At 70.4% G+C, this 23,025-nt stretch carries 17 protein-coding genes; 2 read left to right on the top strand and 15 right to left on the bottom strand.

Annotated features, from left to right (window positions below; translation table 11 throughout):
- Positions 1-206 precede the first annotated feature (206 nt).
- The 6 genes from KUA19_RS15825 to KUA19_RS15800 form a co-directional block, all read right to left on the bottom strand.
- Positions 207-1,013: an ACT domain-containing protein gene (locus KUA19_RS15825; RefSeq protein ID WP_254549443.1), complete on the bottom strand. Its 807-nt coding sequence runs from the start codon at positions 1,011-1,013 to the stop codon at positions 207-209.
- Between the two features lie 286 nt (positions 1,014-1,299).
- Positions 1,300-2,322 carry a LacI family DNA-binding transcriptional regulator gene (locus tag KUA19_RS15820; protein WP_217396755.1) on the bottom strand — a complete coding sequence of 341 codons (1,023 nt, stop codon included), beginning with the start codon at positions 2,320-2,322 and terminating at the stop codon, positions 1,300-1,302.
- Positions 2,323-2,387: 65 nt separating this feature from the next.
- Positions 2,388-3,806, bottom strand: coding sequence for a GH1 family beta-glucosidase (locus KUA19_RS15815; RefSeq protein WP_308167463.1), 1,419 nt, complete (start codon positions 3,804-3,806; stop codon positions 2,388-2,390).
- A complete protein-coding gene (locus tag KUA19_RS15810) occupies positions 3,803-4,645 on the bottom strand; it encodes a carbohydrate ABC transporter permease (RefSeq protein WP_217396754.1) in 843 nt (280 codons plus the stop codon). The genes KUA19_RS15815 and KUA19_RS15810 overlap by 4 nt, the downstream gene beginning before the upstream one ends.
- A gap of 10 nt (positions 4,646-4,655) precedes the next feature.
- Complete coding sequence (locus tag KUA19_RS15805) at positions 4,656-5,615, bottom strand: carbohydrate ABC transporter permease (RefSeq protein ID WP_217396753.1); 960 nt, start codon at positions 5,613-5,615, stop codon at positions 4,656-4,658.
- 97 nt (positions 5,616-5,712) lie between these two features.
- The gene (locus KUA19_RS15800; RefSeq protein WP_217396752.1) at positions 5,713-7,005 is read right to left on the bottom strand and encodes an ABC transporter substrate-binding protein; all 1,293 of its coding nucleotides are present in this window, start codon (positions 7,003-7,005) and stop codon (positions 5,713-5,715) included.
- Between the two features lie 291 nt (positions 7,006-7,296).
- Between KUA19_RS15800 and KUA19_RS15795 the strand changes: the two genes are divergently transcribed.
- Together KUA19_RS15795 and KUA19_RS15790 are read left to right on the top strand one after the other, a co-directional pair.
- Positions 7,297-8,379, top strand: a complete 1,083-nt coding sequence (locus KUA19_RS15795; protein WP_217396751.1) for a potassium channel family protein — start codon at positions 7,297-7,299, stop codon at positions 8,377-8,379.
- A 392-nt stretch (positions 8,380-8,771) separates the two neighbouring features.
- Positions 8,772-9,485, top strand: coding sequence for a pyrimidine reductase family protein (locus KUA19_RS15790; protein ID WP_217396750.1), 714 nt, complete (start codon positions 8,772-8,774; stop codon positions 9,483-9,485).
- Positions 9,486-9,512: 27 nt separating this feature from the next.
- On the opposite strand, the gene KUA19_RS15785 is transcribed toward KUA19_RS15790, so the two are convergent.
- The 9 genes from KUA19_RS15785 to KUA19_RS15745 all read right to left on the bottom strand — a co-directional run bounded on the left by KUA19_RS15785 (position 9,513) and on the right by KUA19_RS15745 (position 22,985).
- The gene (locus tag KUA19_RS15785; RefSeq protein ID WP_217396749.1) at positions 9,513-10,199 is read right to left on the bottom strand and encodes a GntR family transcriptional regulator; all 687 of its coding nucleotides are present in this window, start codon (positions 10,197-10,199) and stop codon (positions 9,513-9,515) included.
- A gap of 30 nt (positions 10,200-10,229) precedes the next feature.
- Complete coding sequence (locus tag KUA19_RS15780) at positions 10,230-11,540, bottom strand: enolase C-terminal domain-like protein (protein ID WP_217396748.1); 1,311 nt, start codon at positions 11,538-11,540, stop codon at positions 10,230-10,232.
- On the bottom strand, positions 11,537-13,051 hold the full coding sequence (locus tag KUA19_RS15775; RefSeq protein ID WP_217396747.1) for a sugar ABC transporter ATP-binding protein: 1,515 nt from the start codon (positions 13,049-13,051) through the stop codon (positions 11,537-11,539). Before KUA19_RS15775 ends, KUA19_RS15780 begins: the two co-directional genes overlap by 4 nt.
- Entirely contained in the window at positions 13,048-14,070 is a 1,023-nt protein-coding gene (locus tag KUA19_RS15770) for an ABC transporter permease (RefSeq protein WP_217396746.1), read from the bottom strand. The genes KUA19_RS15775 and KUA19_RS15770 overlap by 4 nt, the downstream gene beginning before the upstream one ends.
- On the bottom strand, positions 14,067-15,110 hold the full coding sequence (locus KUA19_RS15765) for an ABC transporter permease (RefSeq protein WP_217396745.1): 1,044 nt from the start codon (positions 15,108-15,110) through the stop codon (positions 14,067-14,069). The genes KUA19_RS15770 and KUA19_RS15765 overlap by 4 nt, the downstream gene beginning before the upstream one ends.
- Positions 15,111-15,253: 143 nt before the next feature.
- Complete coding sequence (locus tag KUA19_RS15760) at positions 15,254-16,300, bottom strand: sugar ABC transporter substrate-binding protein (protein ID WP_217396744.1); 1,047 nt, start codon at positions 16,298-16,300, stop codon at positions 15,254-15,256.
- Positions 16,301-16,516: 216 nt separating this feature from the next.
- Positions 16,517-17,962, bottom strand: coding sequence for a glycoside hydrolase family 99 protein (locus tag KUA19_RS15755; RefSeq protein ID WP_217396743.1), 1,446 nt, complete (start codon positions 17,960-17,962; stop codon positions 16,517-16,519).
- Positions 17,963-17,975: 13 nt separating this feature from the next.
- Entirely contained in the window at positions 17,976-20,795 is a 2,820-nt protein-coding gene (locus tag KUA19_RS15750; protein WP_217396742.1) for a PQQ-dependent sugar dehydrogenase, read from the bottom strand.
- A 75-nt stretch (positions 20,796-20,870) separates the two neighbouring features.
- Positions 20,871-22,985, bottom strand: coding sequence for a ThuA domain-containing protein (locus tag KUA19_RS15745; protein ID WP_217396741.1), 2,115 nt, complete (start codon positions 22,983-22,985; stop codon positions 20,871-20,873).
- Positions 22,986-23,025 lie beyond the last annotated feature (40 nt).

Here is a 23,025-nt window from a genome sequence, read left to right as displayed (position 1 = left end):
TCCCGCCGGGCAGGGCGCCCGGTCTGGGCGACCTCCGGCGTCAGGAACTCAGCGTGCGCTCGCCGTGTTTCCAGGCGGTTACACGCCTTTATCAAGATCTAACTATGCCCGAGGTCACAGGTTACGGCGGGGAAAGCCTGGTGGGGAGGCTGTGGCGGCCCGCCGTTGCGGCGGGCGAGGGGCCCAGACGAGTCGACCGGCGAAGGTCAGACGGCTGACGCGGGCTCCTCCAGCGGCCGGTCGCCGACCGCGGCGCGCGGCGCGGGGGCCTTGGCGCTGTCGAGGCGGTCGCCCACGATCACCGCGGCGGCGCGCACCAGCTGCGCCACCCGGTCGACCTCGGTGGCGTGGAACGCGGCCACCGGCAGGTCGTCGTCGGCCGAACGCGCCACCACCAGCACCAGCCCGGCCCGGCCGAACGGCGCGAGCGCGTAGCGGGTGCCGTCGGAGCCGGTCATCGACCGCGCCCGCAGCGGCGTCACCTCGGGCAACCGCAGCTGCTGCGGGGCGCGCCAGCTCGCGTACAGCACCGGCGGCGTGGCGGGCTTGGGTCGCAGGGTGCCGAACACGAGCGCGTCGTCCACGCCCTGGCGCACCTCGACCCCGACCGAGGAGCCGCTGCGCACGGCCCAGTCGGCGGGCACCCGGATCGCCATGGCCCAGTCGGCGGCCAGCAGCGCCGGAACGGTGTCGACCAGCGTGGCCAGGCCCTCGTTCGGGTTCGCGGCGACCTGGGTGAGCAGTTCGGCGTCGAAGGCGCCCGCCACCGGCGCGCCGATGGCCCGCCAGATGCCGTCCACCCGGACTCCGGGCATCGCGCTCAGCCCGGCACGAAGGCGCTCTACCCCGGCACCGCCCGGCCAGACCACCGTGAAGTCGTCGATCGCCCGGCCGCCGAGGCGCTCCAGCACCACGACCTGGACGATGTCCGCACCGGCGACACCGAGCGTGCGGGCTACCTGCCCGAGCGAGCCGGGACGGTCAGGCAGAGCGACGCGGACCCTCAGCAACATGGCGGCTCCCTCCGGACGAGCGGCGCGCAAGCGCCGGAACTCTGCCAGAGCTTGCCCTATTACCGTTTCGTACGCATTGCGGCGCCGTATCCGTGGGAAAGAATCCCGACGGGTGAGAACCCCAGGTCAGCGCCGCCCGAACAGGGGCAGCGCCGCCATTGCCGCCACCCGACCACACACACCTTAACAGCGACAGCCGTAGATGTCTTAACCCACCCGTCACCCGGTGGACCACCATCCTCCACGGCGCCATAGACCCACGTCAACCGGGGGTCAGCCGGAGGGATTAGGCCGAGTTGCGGTGCACCAGGTGGGTGTCGAGCAGGATGTGGTTGGGCTCCTCCTCGCCGCGGATGCGGGAGAGCAGCAGGCGCGCCATGTGCCGACCCATGTCCTCGACCGGCTGGTAGACCGTGGTCAGCGGGGGCTCGGTCTGGCGGGCCACCGGCGAGTCCTCGAAGCCGACGACGGCGACGTCCTCGGGCACCCGGCGTCCGGCGTCGCGCAGGGCGCGGATGGCACCGGCGGCCATCAGGTCGGAGGCGACGAAGACCGCGTCCAGGTCGGGGCGGCGGGCCAGCAGCCGGCGCATCGCCTCGACGCCGCTGTACTCGCTGAAGTCGCCGAACTCGATCAGCGGTTCGGCGGCGGCGCCCTGCACCGCGGCGCGGTAGCCGACCAGGCGGTCCACGCCCACGCCGAGATCCTGCGGCCCGGCGATGGTGGCGACGCGGCGGCGACCGGCGTTGAGCAGGAAGTCGACGGCGATCCGGGCGCCGCTGACGTTGTCCATGTCGACGTAGGAGATCTGCTGGTCGATGCTGACCGGGCGGCCGCCGAGCACGGCGGGCAGGCCGCGCTGACGCAACAACTGCGGCAGCGGGTCGGACTCGTGCAGCGACAGCAGCAGTACGCCGTCGACGTGCTGGCTGGTCAGGTGGTGCTCGATCCGCTGGCGCTCGGCGGGCGACTGGGCCATGGCCAGCCACAGCTGCAGCGAGGTGTCGGCCAGGGCCGAGGAGACGCCGCGCACGATGCCCGCGAAGAACGGCTCGGCGAAGACCCGCTCCTGCGACTCGGAGACGACCAGCGCGACCGAGTCGGTGCGCTGGGTGACCAGGGCACGGGCGGCCCGGTTGGGCACGTACCCGAGTTCCTTGATCGCCTCCTGGACCGCGCTGCGGGCCTCGGGGCTGACCTGCGGCGAGCCGTTGACGACGCGCGAGACCGTGCCGCGGCCCACTCCGGCCAGCGCGGCGACCTCGTCCAGCGTCGGTCTGCCGGCAGACCTCGTGCGCTGCGTCGTCATGGCTGCTCCTTATTCATGTCTAGCCCGTCCGGGGGCCGCTCCACACGGCCCCCGGACCGCTGTCGTCAGGCGGCGAGCCCGCCGCGCCGGATCACGTCCGCGTACCAGTGTGCACTTGTCTTGGGCGTGCGAACCTGAGTGTCATAGTCGACATGGACGATGCCGAACCGCCGCGAGTAGCCCCAGGCCCACTCGTAGTTGTCAAGCAGCGACCACGCGAAGTATCCACGCAGGGGTACCCCCGCCGCCATCGCCTGGTGGCACGCCTTCAGGTGGGCGTCCAGGTAGGCTACGCGATCCGGGTCGGGAACGCTCCCATCGGCCGCCACCCGGTCGTCGTAGGCGGCGCCGTTCTCGGTGATGTACATCGGGATCGGGCCGTAGTCGCGGTGCGTGCTGGTCAGCAGGTCCACCAGGCCGTCCGGGTCGACCTCCCAGCCCATCTCGGTCACCGGCAGGTCCCGAGTCAGGAACCGGACATGTCCGCTGCCGGGCCACGCCGACGCGGCACGCCAGTGCGACTGCGGCAGGCCGTCGTCGGCCGGACCGGCCACGATCTGCCGGGTGTAGTAGTTCACGCCCAGCATGCTCATCGGCTGGCTGATGGTCGCCAGGTCGCCGTCCTGCACGAAGCCCCAGTCGGTCACCTCGGCCGTGTCGGCCAGCAGGTCGGCCGGGTACTCGCCGCGGAAGATCGGGTCCAGGAAGACCCGGTTGCCGACGGCGTCGATACGACGCACCGCGTCCAGGTCCTCCGGGGAGTCCGTGTACGGCGCCAGCGAGTGCAGGTTCAGCGTGATGCCGATCTGGCGGTCGGGCACCGAGGCCCGGATCGCCTGGACGGCCAGGCCGTGACCCAGGTTGAGGTGGTGCGCCGCCGCGAGCGCGGCCGCGCCGTCGGTGCGCCCGGGGGCGTGCACGCCCGAGCCGTACCCCAGGAACGCGCTGCACCACGGCTCGTTGTGCGTGGTCCAGAACTTGACCCGGTCACCGAGGGCGTCGTGCACCAGACCCGCGTACTCGGCGAAGCGGTAGGCGGTGTCGCGGGCGGGCCAGCCGCCGGCGTCCTCGAGCTCCTGCGGCAGGTCCCAGTGGTACAGGGTCAGCCACGGCTCGATGCCCTTGCTGAGCAGGTCGTCCACCAGGCCTCGGTAGAAGTCGAGGCCCTTCTGGTTCGCCGGGCCGCGGCCGCCGGGCTGCACCCGGGGCCACGCCACCGAGAAGCGGTACGACCGCAACCCCAGCTCGGTCATGAGACGGACGTCGTCGGCCCTGCGGTGGTAGTGGTCGCAGGCCACGTCGCCGTTGTCCCCGTTGAGCACCTTGCCCGGCGTACGGGCGTAGGTGTCCCAGATGGACGGAGTCCGCCCGTCCTCGAAGGCGCCACCCTCGATCTGGTAGGAGGCGGTGGCCGCCCCCCAGAGGAAGTCCGGGGGGAAGGCCACCGTCGGGGCGGCGAGCTGGGGGTGTTGCTGAGTGGTCACGCTTTTACTGCACCTTCCATGATGCCGCCGATGATCTGGCGACCGAAAACTACGAAGACGAGCAGCAGCGGCACCGTCGCCACCGCGGTCGCCGCGAACACCTGTGCGTAATCGGTGTAGTACGCCGACGACAGCAGCGCCAGTGACACCTGCACGGTAGGCGTGTCGGAGTCGAGGATGGCGTACGGCCACAGGAACGAGTTCCAGGTGTCCATGAACGTCAGCAGGCCGAGCACACCGGCGGCGGGACGCAGCGCGGGCGCCACGACGCTCCAGAAGATCCGGAAGGTGCCGCACCCGTCGACCCGGGCGGCCTCGATCAGCTCGTCGGAGATCGCCGAGCTCGCGTACTGGCGCATCATGAACACACCGAACGCGGTGACCATGAACGGCACGATGACGGCCTGCAGGGTGGCTCCCCAGCCCCAGTCCTGCATCATGCCGTACAGCGGAATGATGGCCAGCTGCGTGGGCACCATCATGGTTCCGACGATAGCCAGCAGCAGCAGGTTGCGGCCCTTGAACCGCAGCTTGGCGAAGGCGAACCCGGCCAGCGCGGAGAAGAACACCACGCTGAGCGTCACCGCGCAGGAGACGATCACCGAGTTGATCAGGCCGTAGATGAACGCGGCGTGCTCGTTGTCGAGCACCCGGCCGAAGTTGTCACCGAAGTCGGCGCCGGGGGTGAACGGCGGCGGCACCGCGTTGATGACCTCCAGCTTGCGGGTGGCCACGATGAACATGAAGTAGAACGGGAACAGCGAGAGCAGGGACGCCAGGATCAGGGCGCCGTAGGTCAGCGGACTGGCCTGCCACAGCCGTTTCGAAGCAGAGGTCATGTCAGGCTCCTCACTTGACCGAGCGGCGGATGAGCAGGTAGTTCACGCCGGACATAATGATGATCATGATGAACAGGGCCCAGGCGATCGCCGATCCGTACCCGAACTGAAGGTCGTTGAAGCCCTTCTCGTACATGTACATGGCGATCGTCTGGAATTCGCGCTGCGCGCCGCCCAGGATCCGGCCGTCACCGAAGATCACCGGCTCGGTGAACAGCTGCAGGCCGCCGATGGTGGACACGGTGACCACGAAGATCAGCGTGGGACGCAGCTGCGGCATGGTGATCGACCAGAACTGTCGCCACTTGCCGGCGCCGTCCAGCGACGCGGACTCGTAGATGTCCTTCGGGATCGCCTGCATCGCGGCCAGCAGGATCAGCGTGTTGTACCCGGTCCAGCGCCAGTCGACCATGGTGGCGATCGCGGTCCAGGAGCTCCAGGTCTCGCCCTTCCAGTCGATCGCGTCGACGCCGAAGAAGCCGAGCACCCAGTTGACCAGGCCGAAGTCGCGGCGGAACAGCACCGCGAAGACGATCGCGACCGCCGCCACCGAGGTGACGTTCGGCGCCACGATCATCAGCCGGAAGAACATCCGCCCACGCATCTGCTGGTTGAGCAGGTTGGCCAGGAACAGCGCGCCGAGCAGCTGCGGAATGGTGGCCAGCAGGAAGATGCCGAACGTGTTCTTGACGGCGTTCCAGAAGTATTCGTCGCCCATCAGGGCGGTGAAGTTGTCCAACCCGGTGAAGGTGTGGTCGCCGATCAGATTCCAGTCGTACAGCGCCATCCGGGCGGTCTGCAGCACCGGGTAGATGCCGAAGACGGCGAAGAGGATGAAGAACGGCGCGACGTAGATGTACGGCGAGTACTTGATGTCCCAGCGCGAAAGCCTGAAGCGGCGGCTGTTGGGGGCGCGGTGGTGCTCAGGCGTGACCAGCTGGGGCGGCGCGGGAGGTGCCGACAGGCTCATGGTGATTCCCTTGCTCGTGACTGCACAGGAGGCGGTGAACAGACCCGGTGGCGCTCGCGATGAGCGCCACCGGGGCCGCTGTGCGGTTCAACTCAGATCAGAACGCGCCCTGGACCTTCGCGTCCTTGACCGCCTGGTCCCAGGCCGCCTGGGCGGACAGACGTCCGGCCTCGTAGGCCTGCAGCGCGGGCTCGAACGCCCGCTCCTTCACCGAGGAGTGCTTCGGGCCGATGGTCACCGGCTTGAGGGTCTTGGCGCCCTCACCGAAGATCTTGCCGACCGGCGCGTTGTTGAAGTACGGGTTCTGGTACGCCTGGAAGTCGGCGTTGTCCAGCGCCTTCAGGTTCGACGGCAGCGGGCCCTTGGCCTTGAACGCCGCGACCTGGCTGTCGGCGTTGGTCAGGAACGCGGCCAGCTCGGCAGCCTCCTTCGGGTGCTTGCTCTGGGTCGGCACGGACAGCCAGGAGCCGCCCCAGTTGCCACCGCCGCCGGGAACCGCGGCGACGTCCCACTTGCCCTTGTTCGCGGCGCCCGAGTTCTGCTCGATGATGCCGAGCATCCACGACGGGCACAGGGTCGCGGCGAAGGTGCCCTGCTGGAAACCGGCCTGCCACTCGGCGGACCAGGTGTTGGTCTTGGCGGTCACCTTGGCGTCGGCCAGCTTGACGGCCAGGTCCCACGACTGCTTCACGGCCGGGCTGGTGTCAGCCACGACGTTGAAGTCCTTGTCGTAGAACAGGTCGCCGCCGACCTGCGACAGGCTCGCGCTGAACGCGGTCGTCACGGTGTCGAGCAGACCCTTGCCGGTCTTGGTGCGGTACTGCTGGCCGACCTCGATGAACTTGTCCCACGTCGGCCACAGGGCCGAGACCGCGTCGCGGTCCGACGCGAAGCCGGCCGCCTCGAGCAGGTCCTTGCGGTAGCACATGGCCAGGCCGCCCACGTCGGTCGGCAGACCGAGCAGCTTGCCGTCGGCGGTCTTGCCGATCTCGTACTTCCACGGCAGGTAGTCGGCCGACTTGTCCCCGACATACTGCGAGAGGTCCACCCAGTTGGCCGCGTTGGCCTTGAACTCGGTGATGATGCCCTCTTCGAGGGCGACCACGTCGCCGGCGCCCTTGTTGGTGGCCAGGTAGCGGACCAGCTTCGGCCGGTAGTCGCCCAGCTGAGCGGTCTTGCGCAGCTCGATCTTGATGCCGGGGTGCGAAGCCTCGTACTGCTTCACCAGGTCGTCGTAGCCGAACTCACCGAAGTGGTCGACCACAAGCTTGATCTCACCGGGAGTGCTCGGCTCGTCGTTCTTCTTGGTGCACGCCGAAAGACCGCCAATGGCGGTGATCGCGGCGATTGCGGCCACCGCGAACGTGCGGCGGCGCGGGGTGACGCCCATCCTGACCCCTCTCAGGTCGTCGAATGTGCAGGTGGGGGCTGTTGCGTAAGGATCAACACCGCCCTGCTCTGTGGCCTGGACCACAGAGTCCGGGAGCGCTCCCATGAGATTGCCGTCAGGTTACGCGGGTGTCAAGGGGACTGATGGGAGCGTTCCCATTCTGTTACCTATGTCACTGCATGATCATCCGGGCGCACGCTGCGCCTTTTCGCAACCAGCACCTTGGCGGGCCACTTTTATTCGTACGAGTGGCCATCCGATGGTCGGTCGTTCGTCCGATACGCTCCCACCATGGCCGGATCGCGCAAGGTCACCGTCGACGAGATCGAGGGCGGATTGATCAAACTGCCCGAACGCCGGTACCAACCGGTCCGGCAGATCCGCCGCCGTGTCTGCTACGGCCTCGGCATCCTCGTCGCCGTCATGCTGCTGGTCATGGCCGACCGGGGCGGCTACAAGGACAACGCCGACGGGCACATGAGCTGGCTCGACGCGCTCTACTACGCCACGGTCACGCTGTCGACCACCGGCTACGGCGACATCGTGCCGGTCAGCCCGAGCGCCCGGCTGGTCAACGCCGTCCTCATCACCCCGCTGCGCATCGCGTTCGTCGCCATCCTGGTGGGCACCGCCTTCGAGGTGCTCACCAAGCGCTACCGCGACCAGCGCCGCCGCGACCGCTGGAGGAGCACCTTGCAGGGCCACACCGTCGTCATCGGATACGGCACCAAGGGCGTCAACGCCATCAAGCAGCTGCGCGCCACCGGCCTCACCCCGGACCGCATCGTCGTCGTCGACGCCCGTCAGGAAAACGTCGACGAGGCCAACCGCGACGGGTACGCCGCCGTGCTCGGCGACGCCACCCGCGACGCCGTGCTCCGCCAGGCCAGCGTGCCCACCGCCGACCGCGTCATCATCGCCGCCAACCGCGACGACACGGCCGTGCTGGCCACCCTCAGCGCCCGCCAGCTCAACCCGACCTGCCTGGTCGCCGCCTCGGTCCGCGAGGCCGAGAACGAGCCACTGCTGCTGCGCTCCGGCGCCGACGCGGTGATCACCTCGTCTGCGGCGGCCGGGCGCCTGCTCGGGGTGGCCGCACAGTCGCCGCTGGTCGGGGAGGTCTTCGCGGACCTGCTCGTACACGGCGACGGGCTGGAGCTGACCGAGCGGCCGGTCCGGGCCGAGGAGATCGGCAAACCGCCGCGCGACTGCCCCGAGCCGGTGGTCGCCGTGCTCCGAGACGGCAAGGCGCTGCCATATCCGCAGGTCAGTGCGCTGGCCGAGGGTGATCGGGTGGTCGTCGTGGGCAGCCGCCCCCGCTCCGCCACGGCGCCGGAGACTCCCCTCATCGCCGCCGCGTCGGACCAGCCATGATCCACCCTGCCTCGTCATCGGGGGAGCAGCGATGATCTGCAAGGAATGCCGCGAGCAGCGGCACGACCGCTGCCGCGGCGGCACCTGGTGCGACTGCCAACACCGCCCCGCCGAACCCACACCCCCGGTCACCGGCCCACCGGGCGAATAGCCCCCGCCCCACCTGACCCTGCGGCGCCCAGCGTCCTGCATCCTGCGTCCCGCCGCACCGCGCTACCGCGCCCTGCCGCACCGCGTCCCGCCGCGCCCTGCCGCGCCCCGCCGCGCCCCGCCGCGCATGATCGCTGCAGTTTCGGGGAAAATGCACGAATCTTGGGCTGGATTCCAGCAGTTTCCCCGAAACTGCAGCCGATCATGACGCCCTCAGCGGGCGAGGGAAGGACGGAGGGCGGGTGCGGTCTGCGGTGGAGGTGGAGGACGGCGAGCTGGCCGCGTGGTACGGCCGTGCCGAGCGACCGTGGCTGCGGGCGAACTTCGTGAGCAGCGTGGACGGGGCGGTGGCGGTCGGCGGACTGTCGACGGGGCTGTCCGGCGCGCAGGACCGGCGCCTGTTGAAGCTGCTGCGGATGCTCTGCGACGGGTTGCTCGTGGGGGCGAACACCTTGCGGGCGGAGCAGTACCGGCCGCTGACGCTGGACGCCGACCGCAGGGGCTGGCGACAGGCGCGCGGGCTGGTGCCGTACCCCCGGCTGGTCGTCGTCTCCGGCTCGCTCGACCTCGACCCGGGCCTGCCCGCGCTGGCCGGTGCCCCGGTCCGGCCGATCGTGCTGACCGGCCCGGACGCACCGGCGGCCAGGCGGGAAGCGCTCGCCGAGGTCGCCGACGTGCTCACGGCGCCCGATCTGCGCACCGGCCTGGCACTGCTGCACGAGCGGGGACTGGACCAGTTGCTGTGCGAGGGCGGCCCGACCCTGCTCGGCTCGCTGACCGCCGCCGACCTGGTCGACGAGCTGTGCCTGACCGTCTCCCCGCTGCTCGCGGGCACCGGGGCAAGCCGGATCACCGCCGGGTCGCCGCATCCGCCGCGCACCCTGGCACAGGTCCACGCCCATACCGATCCGGAGGGCTTCCTCTACCTCCGCCACACCCGACCCGAGCACCGGTAGCCTGCGCGCGGCCGGTGACGGCGGTCGTCAGCGGGTGCGATCGAAGCCGGCCAGGTGGCGTTCGCGGGCCAGGGTGAGGTGGTCGCGCATGGCGGCCTCGGCGGCGTCGGGGTCTCCGGCGGCGATCGTCGCGGCGATGCGCCGGTGCTCGTCGGCAGTCGTGCCCGCCTGGGCGTACGGGAAGAACAGGCGGTGGATGTGCAGGTGGGCGTGCAGCCGCACGATCCCGTCGCGCAGCAGCGTGTTCCCGGCCGCCTGCGCGATCAGGTCATGGAACGCGGCGTCCAGCTTGGTGAACGCGGCGTGCGCCCGCCACGCGTCGGAGTCGGGTGCGGCGGGGGCGGCCTCGGGCGCCGCGTCGTGGACGATGCGGTCCCGGGCGTCGCCGGTGGCCCGCTGCGCGGCCCAGCGGGCGGCGGCCGACTCCAGCAGGATGCGCATGTCGAACATGTCCATGAACTCCTGCCGGGTCAGCAGCGGCGACACCGTGTACCCGGCGAGCGCGCGCTTGCGGACCAGGCCGTCGGATTCGAGCCGAGCCAGGGCCTCGCGCACCGGGGTGGCCGAGACCTCCAGTTGCCGGGCCAGCGCGTCGATGTTGATGCGGTCGCCGGGGGCGAGGGTGTGCTCCATGATCAGTGCGGTCATGGTCTCGTAGACGTCGTCGCCCAGGGTCGATCGGCGCAGGCGCGGGATCGGAGCGGGTTGGGCCATGGGAAACATCCTAGGTTCGTCCATCCACGATCATGAGAGTGCGCGACCGCGCCAGGCGACGCCGTCGGGGTACGCGAACCGGGCGAGCGTCTCCGGGCGCAGCTGCGCCGAGAAACCCGGCGTGAGCGGGACCCGGTACACGCCCCGGTGCACCACGGCCGGGTCGACGAAGTGCTCGTGCAGGTGGTCGACGTACTCGATGGCGCGGTCGGTGAGGTCGGCGGAGACGGCCACATAGTCGAAGATCGCCAAGTGCTGGACCAGTTCGCACAGGCCCACTCCCCCGGCGTGCGGGCAGACGGGGCGGTCGTAGGCCGCGGCCAGCAGCAGGATCGCCACGTTCTCGTTGACGCCGCCGACCCGGCACGCGTCCAGCTGCACCACGTCGACGGCGTCGGCGCGCAGCAGTTGCTTGAACATGACCCGGTTGGCGACGTGCTCGCCGGTGGCGACCCGGATCGGGGTGCCGCCGGGTCCGGCGGTGCCCAGGGCGCGGCGGATGTCGGCGTGGCCGAGGATGTCGTCCGGGCTGGTCGGCTCCTCGATCCACCAGGGGTCGTACGGGGCGAGCGCGGTCATCCAGGCGACCGCCTCGTCGACGTCCCAGCGCTGGTTGGCGTCGACGGCGATGCGGACGTCGGCCCCGACCGCCTTTCGCATCAGCGCGAACCGGCGGAGGTCGTCGTCGAGGTCGGCGCCGACCTTGAGCTTGAGCTGGCTGTACCCGTCGGCGACAGCCTCCTGCGCCAACCGCGTGATCTTCGCGTCGTCATAGCCGAGCCACCCGGCCGAGGTGTTGTACGCCGGATACCCGCTCGCGATGATCGCCCTGGTCCGCTCGGCCCGCCCCGGCTCGGCCGCGGCGAGGATGTCGGCGGCCCGCGCGCGGGGCAGCGCGTCGGACAGGTAGCGCCAGTCGACCAGGTCCAGCAGCTGGTCGGAGGGCATCTCCGACAGCAGCCGCCACACCGGCTTGCGGGCGAACCGGGCGGCCAGGTCCCACGCCGCGTTGATCAGCGCGGCGGCGGCCAGGTGCACCACGCCCTTCTCCGGGCCCAGCCACCGGGTCTGCGAGTCGTGGGTGAGCCGCCGGGCGAACTCGCCCAGGTCGTCCACGCCCTGCCCGATCACCAGCGGGGCCAGCGACTCGATCGCGGCGCGGCAGATCTCGTTGCCGCGACCGATGGTGAAGGTGAACCCGTGGCCCTCCAGGTCGGTGTCGGTGGACAGCACCACGTACGCGGCGGAGTAGTCGGGGTCGGGGTTCATCGCGTCGGAACCGTCCAGATCCCGGGAGGTCGGGAAGCGGATGTCGTGGGTCTCGACGGCCCGGATCCTCATCGGACCTCCTGCGGCAGCGGCGCGTGGACGAGGCGGATGATGCGCTGCGACATCTCGTCGTAGGCGCGGGTGTTGGGCAGCGTGCCCCGGATGCGGCGATCGGCCATGACCGCGATCCGGTCGGCCAGCGTCACGATCTCGGGCAGGTCGGAGGAGATCAGCAGGATCGCCTTGCCCTCGGCGGCCAGGCCCGCCAGCAGCTCGTGGAAGGCGGCCTTGGTGCGTACGTCGATGCCGACGGTGGGCTCGTCGACGATGAGGATGTCGCAGTCGGCCGCCAACCACTTGGCCAGGCTGACCTTCTGCTGGTTGCCGCCGGACAGCTGCCCGGCGAGCTGGCGCGGCGAGGCGAGGCGGATGCCGAGCAGGTCGGTGTAGCGGGCGACGAGGTCGCGTTCGGCGCGGTCGGCCAGCAGCCCGGCCCGGGACAGGCGTCGCCACACGGTCACGCCGACGTTGCGGGTGATCGGCTGCTCCAGGAACAGGCCTTCGCCCTTGCGGTCCTCGGGGACGTAACCGATGCGGTGCTCACGCAGGGCCTGTCCGACGTTGGTGATGCGGGCGGGCACGCCGTGCACGGCCACCTCGCCGGAGGTGATCGTGTCCAGGCCGAGCAGAGCGCGGGCCAGTTCGGTGCGGCCCGCGCCGACCAGGCCGTACAGTCCCACGATCTCGCCCTTGGCGACGGTCAGGTCGAGGTCGCGGTGGCCGTGGCCGGTGCTGACGCCGGTCAGCGCCAGCGCGGGCACGGCGTCGCGGTCCACGCTGCGGCCGCCGAGCTCGACCGCGGCGTGCGCCCGGCCGACCATCAGGTCGACGATCTGGTCGCGGGTGTAGTCGGCCAGCGGCTGCCCCTCGGCGACGCTGTGGCCGTCGCGCAGCACGGTGACCGTGTCGGCGACCGCGAACACCTCTTCGAGTTTGTGGCTGACCAGCACGACCGCGTGGCCGGTGGCGGTCAGCCGGGCCACGATGCGGTAGAGGCGGTCGGCCTCGTCGCCGGTGAGCGAGGCGGTCGGCTCGTCCAGCAGCAGCACCCGATTGTCCACCGACAGCGCCTTGGCGATCTCGACCAGCTGCGCCTGCGCCACCGACAGGTCCCCGACCCGGGTGTCCGGGTCGAGGTCCAGGTCGAGCAGGTCCAGGCAGCGCCGGGCCTCGGCGCGCATCCGGCCCCGGTCCACCATGCCCAGCCTGCGGGGCAGGTGCTGCAGGGCGATGTTCTCGGCGACGGAGAACTCCGGCACCAGGTTGCGTTCCTGGTGCACGACGCCGATCCCGGCGCGCAGCGCCTCCAGCGGGCTGCCGAAGCGCACCGGGACGCCGTCGAGCAGGACCCGTCCGGCGTCGGGGCGGTACACCCCGGTCAGGATCTTTACCAGGGTGCTCTTGCCCGCGCCGTTCTCGCCCAGCAGCGCGTGCACGCTGCCGGGCCGCACGGACAGGGTGGCGCCGGACAGGGCCCGTACGCCAGGAAAGGACTTGGTCAGGCCCTCGGCCAGCAGCGTCACGACGACCTCCGGGAGAGTTTCTGGCGTACGGCGCCGACCAGCACCGCACCGAGCACCACCGCCCCGACGATCAGGTCGACCCAGCGCCGGTTGATGCCGAACTGGGCCTGGGTCACGTCGACCAGTCGCACGATGAACGCGGCGACGCTGGTCCCGAGCACGCTGACCACGCCCCCGGCCAGCGCGACGCCGCCGATGATCGGAGCGGCGAAGCTGGGCAGCAGCAGGTCGTCGCCGATGGTGGCGTTGACCGAGCCCGACTGGGCCAGGGTGAGCACCGCGGCGACCCCGGCGAGCAGGCCGGAGACGGTGTGCGCGACCAGGATCGACCGGTCGTTGGAGACGCCGGACAGCCGGGCCGCGAACGGGCTGCCGCCGCTGGCCAGCAGGTGCCGCCCGGCGACGGTACGCGCGAAGAACAGCCACACGCCCACCGCCACCAGCACGGCGATTCCGAACACCACCGGCATGCCGAGCACGGACTGCTGCCCGAACCGCTGCAGGCCGGGCGAGTAGTCCTGGTAGGTGCCGGGCCCGTGCACGCCGTAGCGCAGCCCGTCGACGATGGTCATGGTGGCCAGGGTGACGATGAAGGCGTTGATCCTGGTGCGTACCACCAGGATGCCGTTGATCAAGCCGACCAGCGCGCCCAGCAGGAGCGCGCCTGGCACCGCCAGCACCGCGGGCCACCCCGCCTCCAGCATGAGCCAGGCCGACACCATGGCGCAGAAGCCGGTGAGCACGCCCACCGACAGGTTCATCTGCCCGATCGCCAGCACTGTCATCTGGGCCAGCCCGATCACCATGGGCACCGCCAGGAAGCGGAAGAACGCGGCGAGCGTGCCGGCGGTGAGCATGTTGCCGTCGGTGGCGATGGTCAGTGCCACGAACCCGATCAGCGCGATCGTCACCAGGGTGAACTCGGAGCCGCGCACGGCACGCCGCCAGCCGCGCCGGGGCGCGGGCGCCGCGGTGGGCTCGGCGGCGTTCTGCGCGGCCAGGGTCTCGGCGGCGGTCATGCCGGAACTCCCCGCTTCTCGGCCACCACGTGGCGCACCCGGTCCAGCGACAGCGCGAGCAGCAGGATCAGGCCGATGTAGAGCTTCAGCTCGTCGACCTGGAACTGCAGCAGGTTCAGCCCCTTGTAGATGACCTGCACGATCGCGGTGCCCAGCACCGTGCCCAGCACGCTGACCGCGCCGCCGACCAGCAGCGTGCCGCCCAGCACCGGGGCCAGGAACGACGGCAGCAGGAAGCCGTCGCCGATGCTGGCGGAGAAGGCGCCGTTGTTGGCGGCGAGCAGGAACCCGGCCAGGCCCGCGAGCACGCCGGACAGCGCGTGCGCCTGGATGATCCGGGCCCGCACCGGGATGCCGGACAGCTTCGCGGCCTTCTCGTTGGCGCCGGTCATCAGCACCTCGCGGCCGACTCGCGACCACCGGAACACCAGGCCGACCAGCAGCACCGCGACCAGCGCGTACGGGACCTGCAGCGGGATCGGCGGGCCGCACACGTCACCCACGCAGTAGTCGGCGAAGGTGTCGCTGCGCATCTGCGCCATCCCGGCGGGTTGGCCCGCGAAGGCGACGCCCGGGGTGAAGGTGGCGTACAGCAGGGAGACCAGGCCGATCAGGGCGAAGTCCAGGGCGAGGGTCACCACGAAGGAGTTGACGCCGGTGGCGGTGATGATCAGACCCGCCAGCGCGCCGAGCAGACCCGCCGCGGCCATCCCGGCCAGCAGCGCGACCGGCAGTGACACGTCGAACCGGTCGTGCGCGAGCCCGGCGGCGAACGCGCTGAACGCGGCCATCCGGCCCACGGCCATGTTCATGTGCCCCAGCGACAGCACCGACAGTTGGGCCAGGCCGACGACGACGTACACGCTGATGTCGGCCTGCAGCGGCACCAGGGTCAGGTAGGTGTTGAGGAAGCCCGGTCGCAGCGTCGAGAAGAGCGCGACGAGGGCAACCAGGAGCACGACCAGGCCGATGCGGGGGTTGGCCCACAGCGGCAGTGATCGGGGCGGCGCGGCTGGTGCGGGTGGGGCGGCGTCGGTCACGGCGGTCTCCGGAAGGGGTCGGCGACGGCGCGGCGCCGTCGTTGATCGTCCAAGTTGCCGGGCGATCGGGCGTATCTTGCGAGGTCATTCGCCCGATTGCCCGGCAACTTGTGACCAGGCGGCGGCGCCGCGCCGGGGTGGGGCTACTTGCAGGTGAGGTACTTGGTGTCGAAGTCCTGCTTCAGGGAGTCCGTCTTGGTCTGGCGGTCGGCGTCGTAGGTGCCGACGTTGGCCGTGGTGACCACGAAGGATCCCGAGTCGATGATGACGCCGGGGGTGGTCATGGTGCAGCCTCCGGCGAGCTTCTCCAGCGCGTACGAGCCGACGTAGCCCTGCCCGAGCGGGTTCTGCAGCACGGTCGCCGCGACCGAGCCGTCCTTGATCCCGGCGATGATGGTCGGGTCGTCGTCGATCGCGATCACCTTGATCGGCAGTTTGGCCTGCTTCACGCCGCCCGCGGCGGCCACCGCCGGGTTGTACGCCGTGGTGACGATGCCGTTGACCTGGGTGCCCTTGGCCGCGAGCAGGTCGGCGACGGCCTTCTGCGCGGTCTGCAGGTCCTTGTCGATGTCGGTGATGGTGTCGAGCAGCTTGACCTTGCCGCCAGTCTCGTCGACGGCCTTCTGCACGCCCGCGATGCGGCGCTGGGTGTTGGAGTCGACCTTGTTGCCGGTGAGGTGGACCAGGTTGCCCTGGCCGCCCATGGCCTCGATCGCCGCCTTGGCCGCCTTGTACGCCGCCTCCTGCACGTCGGTCGACAGGCAGAAGTCGGCCTCGTTCTTGTCCCCGGCCGGGCAGCTCGCCAGCGAGGCGACGTGGAAGCCCTTGCCCTTGAGGTTGGTGAAGGTGGCGTTGATGTTCTCCGGGGCGACGCCGAAGATGCCGAACGCGTTGTAGCCCTGCGCGGCCAGCGAGGTCAGCACGTCGTTCTGCTTGGTCTGGTCCCAGCCGGCGGTCTCGTTGTAGGTGACGTCGCCGAGGCCGAAGTCGGCCTTGGCCTTGTCACCGGCGGTCTTCCACGGCTGGAAGTAGGGGTGCGCCCCGCCGGGCACGAGCGCGACCTTGACCTGGGTGGGGGTGAGCGCGGAGGAGCCCTTGCCCGGGTCGTCCGCCTTCTTGGTGCACGCGGCGGCGACGGTGAGCAGCATCGCGACGCCGATGGTGGAGCCCAGTCGAACCAACGGTCTCATGACCGGTTCCTCCCTGGTGAATGATCGGGTTTCGGAGATTGGGCAGCTTTGGAAATCCACGATCCTATAGGATATTTCCTAGATGTTTACTCGGTCATACTCACGGCGTCAACCCTTCACGGGCGCGCAATTGTCGATGATCACTTGCATAGCCTCCGAACAGCACGAACGCCCGGACCAACCGATGTGGTCGGTCCGGGCGCTTCCGGCGTTAGGTCAGCTCGTGGCCAGGTCGAACTTTTCCCAGGTGCCGATGGCGGTGCGGTTGGCGATCAGCGGGCTGGCCCCCGCGTTCTCGGCGGTGACGTAGCGGCCGTTGACCTGCGCACGCAGGCTGAAGCTGCCGTCACCGTTGTTGACCAGGGCGAACGTCTCCCACGGGCCGACCGCGGTGCGGTTGGCGATCAGCGGGCTCGCCCCGGCGTTGTCGGCCGTGACGATCAGGCCGTTGGCCTTGGAGCGGAGTGCGATGTTGCCGCCGCCGAGGGTGAGCTGGTCGTACTGCTCCCACAGGCCGATGGTGGTGCCCTTGGCGATCAGCGGGCTCGCACCGGCGTTGTCGGCCGTCACGAACCTGCTGTTCGCCCTGGCCCGCAGCGCGAGGAAGGACTGCTGCGGGGGCGGGCTGAACCGGCCCACCCAGTAGCGGGTGCGGTCCAGGTACGCCGTCTGCGACGCGGTGCCCGTGGTGCCGTAGGCGCCGACGTACGTCAGGTAGCCCTGGCCGCCGGGCGGGGTGGCGCTGGCGGGCTCGATGACCGAGCCCTCGTGCCACTCGTTGAACGAGGTGATCGAGACCCAGGTGGGTGGTCCGCCGTTGGCCGTGGCCAGGGCGTTGCCCCACTCGCGGTCGTAGGTCACCCCGTTGTCCCGGTTCAGGGTCGGGGTGGTGTTGCCCGGCACGGCCCGGTCGTCGAGGTACCCGGGTCCGACCGAGGGCGCCCAGACCAGGCCGTTGGCCTTGCAGAACGCCGAGGCGTTCGCCCAGCCCGGCGCGGACGCCCCGGCGATCGCGTCGTACGTGTACATCCCGCCGAACCCGGCCACCTTCGAGGTGTCCGTGGTCTGCGCCAGGATGATGTTGCCGCTCTTGAGCGGGGCGATCGCCGACCAGTCGGTGATGCGCAGGCTCTCGAACACGTAGAACGCGGGCCGGTTGCCGTGCGCGGCGTCGCGGTAGTACGCCGCGTGGCCGCCGTAGCGGGAGTTCAGGTAGTTGACGTCGGAGACGGTCGAGGCCGCGGTGCGCCCCGAGTACGGCTCCAGGTGCCAGGCCACCTTGATCCCCTGCCGGTTGGCGGCGTCGAGCACCATGGGGACCAGCCCGTCCTCATAGGAGCCCTGGCCCCACCAGCTGTAGACGATCACGCCGACCCCGGCCTGGGCGATCCAGGCCATGTGCTGGTCGACGGCCGCGACCGCGCCCGAGTCGTACGCCCCGAGCACCGGGTACAGGTTCGCCCCGAGGTCGTTCGGCGGGGTGTGCCCACCCTGCTGCCAGTGCCGGTACGACCCGTTCACCGTCGGGCTGCCGTACCAGGAGTAGTAGAAGATGTGCACGTTCGGCGAGACGGGCAGCGCTGCCTGCGCCGGGGCGGGCAGGCCCACCGCGAAGCCCAGCAGCAGCGCGCACGCCGCGAGTAATCGGAACAGTTGCTTCATGGCGCGGCCCTCCTCACGAGGTGACCAGGTCGAACTTCTCCCACGCGCCGATCGCGGCGCGGTTGGCGATCAGCGGGTTGGCCCCGCTGTTCTCTGCCGTGACGTACTGGTTGTTGGCCTGGGCGCGCAGGCTGACGCTGCCGTCGCTGTTGGTGATCAGCGCGAACGTCTCCCACGGCCCGACCGCGGTGCGGTTGGCGATCAGCGGGTTGGCCCCGGCGTTGTCGGCGCAGACGTACATCCCGTTGACCTTGGCGCGCAGCGCGATGTTGCCACCACCGAGGTTGACCAGGTCGTACTGCTGCGCCAGCGCCACCGTCGTCGCGTTCGCGATCAGCGCGGTGCTGCCCGCGGTGACGTACTTGCTGTTCACCCGGGCCTTCCAGGTGGTCACCGGGCCGGCGCCGCCGGTGGTGAACGTGATCGCGTCGACGTCGAACAGGTTGCCCGCGCCGCCCTTGAACACCAGGTACAGCGAGGTGGCTCCGCCCGGGGCGCCGGACAGGCTGGCGGTGACGTTGGTGAACGTCTCCCAGCTGCCGGTCACCGGCACGGTCACCGTGCCCAGCAGCGTGCCGGTGGCCGAACCGGTGCGCACCTCGATGGTGCCGCCCGCGCCCGCCGAGGCGGCCCGGACGGTGATCGAGGTGGCGTTGGACAGGTTGTACGGCGTGTACGCGATCCAGTCGCCGTTCTCGATGAATCCGGCGGTGCGTCCGCCCTCGGCCGCCGCGTGGTCGGCCAGCTGCACGCCCGACTGCGAGCTGAAGTGCTCGCCCTGCCGGTGCTTGGGCTGCAGGGTGCGGATGCTGTGCGAGACCAGCCCGCCGTTGTCGGTGTAGCTGGCGTCGAAGACCCCGAAGATGTTGGCGGCCGCGTCGTGCTCGCCGTCCACCGGGACGGTGATCGAGCCGGTGCAGCCGGTCTTCGAGGTGATCTGGTGCGCGTGGCTGTCGTGGCCAAGCGAGTAGGTGACCGTCACCCGAGCACAGTTGATCGTGCCGTCCTCCGGGTCGGAGGCGCTGACCTGGAACGGGATGGTGTCACCGAAGTTGAACAGCTGCCCGTCGCCGGGAAGCTGCAGGTTGACCGTGGGTGCGGTGTTGCCGACCGTGATGACCAGGCTGGCCGTGCCGGACAGGCCGCCCGGGTCGGTGACCTTCAGCGTCGGGGTGTACGTGCCGTTGGCGCTGTAGGTCTTGCTCGGGTTGGCCGCCGTCGAGGTGGTGCCGTCGCCGAACGTCCACAGGTAGCTCAGCGCCCCGCCCTCGGGGTCGGAGCTGCCCGCCGAGGAGAAGTTGACGGTCAGCGGCGCCGGGCCCGAGGTCTTGTTCGCCGAGGCGACCGCGACCGGGTTGCGGTTGGCGCCCGCGATGTACTCGACCCGGAACAGGCCCGCGTTGTTGGAGCCGGTGCCGTAGTCGAGCACGTACAGGGCGCCGTCCGGGCCGAAGGCCATGTCCATGACCTGGGTGCCGGTCCACGGGAAGGCCGAGATCTCGCCGGGGGTGCCGTCGGTGTTGACCGCGATCGCCTTGATCCACTTGCGGCCGTACTCGCCCGCGAAGTAGCGGCCGTCCAGCGACTGCGGGAACTTCACGGTCGAGGTCGACGAGGCGTTGTAGCGGTAGACCGGGCCGCCCATCGGCGACTCCGAGCCGGTGCCAAACTCCGGCGGGGTGCCCGCGTCACCGGCGTACCGGATCCAGGCGGACTTGGCCGCGGGCAGGGTGCCCAGACCGGTGTTGCGGAACGAGTTGTTGGTCGGGCCGCCGGCGCAGTTGTACTTGGCGCCGGTGCTGTTGGTGGCGAAGTTCCACTCGTTGTACGTCTCGGTGGTGGTGTTCGTGCCGGTGCAGTACGGCCAGCCGTAGTTGCCCGGCGCGGTGATCCGGTCGAACTCCACCTGCCCCTGCGGACCCCGGTTGGCGTCGGTGGTGCCCGCGTCCGGCCCGTAGTCGCCGAGGTAGACGATGCCGGTGGCCTTGTCCACGCTCATCCGGAACGGGTTGCGGAAGCCCATCGCGTAGATCTCGGCCCGGGTGTTGGCCGTGCCCGGCGCGAACAGGTTCCCGGACGGGACCGTGTACGTCCCGTCGGCCTGCGGCTTGATCCGCAGCACCTTGCCGCGCAGGTCGTTGGTGTTGCCCGCCGAGCGCTGGGCGTCGAACTGCGGGTTGCGGTTGGTCCGCTCGTCGATCGGGGCGTACCCGGCCGAGTCGAACGGGTTGGTGTCGTCGCCGGTGGTCAGGTACAGGTTCCCGGCCGCGTCGAAGTCGATGTCACCGCCCACGTGGCAGCACTGGCCACGGTCGTTGTCGACGGTCAGCACCACCTTCTCACTGCCGAAGTTGAGCGTGTCGTCGGCGTTCAGGGTGAACCGGGACAGGTTCAGGTGGCCCTTCCACGCGTTGAAGTCGGTCGCGGTGCCGGTGGTCGGCGCGTCCCCGGCCGGGGTGCTCAACGGCGGGGAGTAGTACAGCCAGACGTAGCGGTTGGTGGCGAAGCCGGGGTCGACCGCGACGCCCTGCAGGCCCTCCTCGTCGTGGGTGTACACGCTGAGCTTGCCCGCGACCTTGGTGTTGCCGTTGACGTCGGTGACCCGGACTGTGCCGTCGCGGGCCGTGTGGATGACCGACCGGTTCGGCATCACGGCCAGCGACATCGGTTCGCCGAGCTCGGCCGAACCGGTGGCCAGTGACACCTGCTGGTAGTCGGCGGCCGGAATGGGCGCGGCCTGCGCGGTGGTCGGCGCACCGGCCGACACGACCACGGTGGCCGCGAACGTGGCGACGGCGGTGAACCACAGCCGCCGCCGAGGGATGTGCCTCATGCGGTTCCTTCCGGTGGGGGTGGCCCCGGTGCGATCGGGCTCGCGCCGGGGCCGGGGGTTGGGAAAGGACGGGAGCTAGCTGCCGTAGACCTCGAGCTCCCAGAGGGAGTAGCCGTACTGGGTGAGGGCGCGCTGGGTGCCGTAGACGCGCACGTAGCGGCCGGTGCCGGTGAGGGTGACGTCGTCGACGCCACCGTCACCGGTCGTGGTGCTGTAGACGGTGGTCCAGGTGGCGTTGTCGGGCGACGTCTGGAGCTGGTACGCCTTGGCGTACGCCGCCTCCCAGGTCAGCCGCACCCGCTGGACGCTCTTGCTCGCGCCCAGGTCCACCGAGATCCACTGCGGATCGGCGTAGGCGCTGCCCCAGCGGGTGGTGGTGCTGCCGTCGACGGCGTTCGCGCCGACCAGCACGTTGCCGTTCTCGACGCTGGAGACGGCGGTGGGCCGGTTGCGCGAGAGCAACTGCGCACCGGTGACGGGGGTGCCGTAGACGTTGAGGTCGTACAGCGAGTAGCCCCAGGCGGTGGCGCGCTGGGTGCCGTACATCCGCACGTAGCGGCCGGTGCCGGTGAGCGTGATGTCGTCCACGCCGCCGTCGCTGCTCGTGGTGCTGTAGACGGTGGTCCAGGCGGCGTTGTCGGGCGACGTCTGGAGCTGGTACGCCTTGCCGTAGGCCGCCTCCCAGTTCAGCCGCACCCGGTTCAGCGCGTAGGTCGCCCCGAGGTCGACCGAGATCCACTGCGGATCGGCGTACAGGCTGCCCCAGCGGGTGGCCCCGTTGCCGTCGACGGCGTTCGCGCCGACCAGCACGTTGCCGCTCTCCACACTGGACGTAGCGGTCGGCTTGCCCTGCGCCACGTCGGTGGGCTGCGGCTGCGTGCCACCGGCCTTGATCCGGATGTTGCGGTAGTTGATGTCGGCACCGGCGCCGTCGTTCTGCACGCCGATGTACCCGTTGGCGATGGCCCGGGTGCTGGTGTAGTCGTTGATCTTCACGCCGTTGAGCCAGATCTCGACCCGCTGGCCGTGCACGCCGATCTCGTACGTGTTCCACTGCCCCGGCGGGTTGAGCGCCGCCGCGCGGGCCGTGGTGTCAGGCGCCTTGAAGCTGTACACGCTGCCCGTGGTCCGGGTGACGTCGGCGTCGGTGGCGTCGATCTGGATCTCGTGACCCTGGTTGACCGCGTTCCACGGGTCACCCAGCGGATCGGGGAAACCGATGAAGACGCCGCCGTTGTCGTCGCCCGGCATCATCCAGTCGAGCTTCAGCGAGTAGTCGCTGAACGTGCGGACCGGATACCACAGCAGACCCATCCCGCCGAAGGAGGTGAGCGTGCCGTCGGCCAGGGTGAACCCGCCCGGACCGGCCATCCGCCACTGGTTGAAGCTGTTCTGCGTACCATCGAACAGCGCCGTGTAGCCGGTCTCCGGGCGGCAGTCGGCGGGCTTGGCCCCGGCCGCGATCTGGATGCCGCCCAGCAGCATGGTCCGGAACAGCGGGTCGGCGTAGGTCTCCTCGGTGTGGCCGAGGCCGGTGTACCAGGAGCGGCCGCCGCCGTAGTTCTGGCACCAGGTGATCGGGTGGTCGCCCATGGTGCCGCCCGAGTACGACGACTCGACCAGGCTGGCCAGCACCTTCGCGTTGGCGCGCGGATTGGTGCGGTAGTTGTACCACTCGTCGGTGCGGGTCCAGGTGCTCGGCAGGTGCGAGGTCGAGATGTTCGCGCGGTCCTCGACCGCGATCGTCGCCTGCTGCGTGGCCGGGTGCGAGGCGAACCAGGCCCCGACCAGGCCGCCGTACCAGGGCCAGTCGTACTCGGTGTCGGCGGCGGCGTGCACGCCGACGTAGCCGCCGCCCGCGGCGATGTAGTTCTGGAACGCGGTCTGCTGCGTCGCGTCCAGCACGTCGCCGGTGGTCGACAGCCACACCACCGCCTGGTACTGGGCCAGGTTCGCGGCGGTGAACTGGGTCGCGTCCTCGGTCGCGGTGACCGAGAACCCGTTGGCCGCGCCCAGTGCCTGGATCGCGGCGATGCCGTTCGGAATGGACGAGTGCCGGAACCCGGCGGTCTTCGAGAACACCAGCACCTTCGTCAGCGGCGCGGCCGAGGCCGTGGTGGCCGGAGCCGCCGCGGCCAGGCCCGCCACCAGCGCGGCGCCGGTGAGCAGGGACAAGATTCGCCTCTTCATACCTTCTCCTCGGGAGGTGGGCAGGCGGCTCGGGCGGCCG

It is taken from the genome of Catellatospora tritici, from assembly GCF_019083965.1.
GTDB classification, from domain to species: Bacteria; Actinomycetota; Actinomycetes; order Mycobacteriales; family Micromonosporaceae; genus Catellatospora; species Catellatospora tritici.
Note: the sequence above shows the minus strand (reverse complement) of the source record. Positions and strands in the feature narration are given on the sequence as shown.

Coding starts and splice junctions, on each gene's coding strand:
- KUA19_RS15755 (WP_217396743.1), bottom strand. CDS start 17,962: ATGAAGCAACTGTTCCGATTACTCGCGGCGTGCGCGCTGCTGCTGGGC.
- KUA19_RS15760 (WP_217396744.1), bottom strand. CDS start 16,300: ATGAGACCGTTGGTTCGACTGGGCTCCACCATCGGCGTCGCGATGCTG.
- KUA19_RS15745 (WP_217396741.1), bottom strand. CDS start 22,985: ATGAAGAGGCGAATCTTGTCCCTGCTCACCGGCGCCGCGCTGGTGGCG.
- KUA19_RS15800 (WP_217396752.1), bottom strand. CDS start 7,005: ATGGGCGTCACCCCGCGCCGCCGCACGTTCGCGGTGGCCGCAATCGCC.
- KUA19_RS15820 (WP_217396755.1), bottom strand. CDS start 2,322: ATGACGACGCAGCGCACGAGGTCTGCCGGCAGACCGACGCTGGACGAG.
- KUA19_RS15825 (WP_254549443.1), bottom strand. CDS start 1,013: ATGTTGCTGAGGGTCCGCGTCGCTCTGCCTGACCGTCCCGGCTCGCTC.
- KUA19_RS15770 (WP_217396746.1), bottom strand. CDS start 14,070: ATGACCGCCGCCGAGACCCTGGCCGCGCAGAACGCCGCCGAGCCCACC.
- KUA19_RS15795 (WP_217396751.1), top strand. CDS start 7,297: ATGGCCGGATCGCGCAAGGTCACCGTCGACGAGATCGAGGGCGGATTG.
- KUA19_RS15780 (WP_217396748.1), bottom strand. CDS start 11,540: ATGAGGATCCGGGCCGTCGAGACCCACGACATCCGCTTCCCGACCTCC.
- KUA19_RS15785 (WP_217396749.1), bottom strand. CDS start 10,199: ATGGCCCAACCCGCTCCGATCCCGCGCCTGCGCCGATCGACCCTGGGC.
- KUA19_RS15750 (WP_217396742.1), bottom strand. CDS start 20,795: ATGAGGCACATCCCTCGGCGGCGGCTGTGGTTCACCGCCGTCGCCACG.
- KUA19_RS15805 (WP_217396753.1), bottom strand. CDS start 5,615: ATGAGCCTGTCGGCACCTCCCGCGCCGCCCCAGCTGGTCACGCCTGAG.
- KUA19_RS15810 (WP_217396754.1), bottom strand. CDS start 4,645: ATGACCTCTGCTTCGAAACGGCTGTGGCAGGCCAGTCCGCTGACCTAC.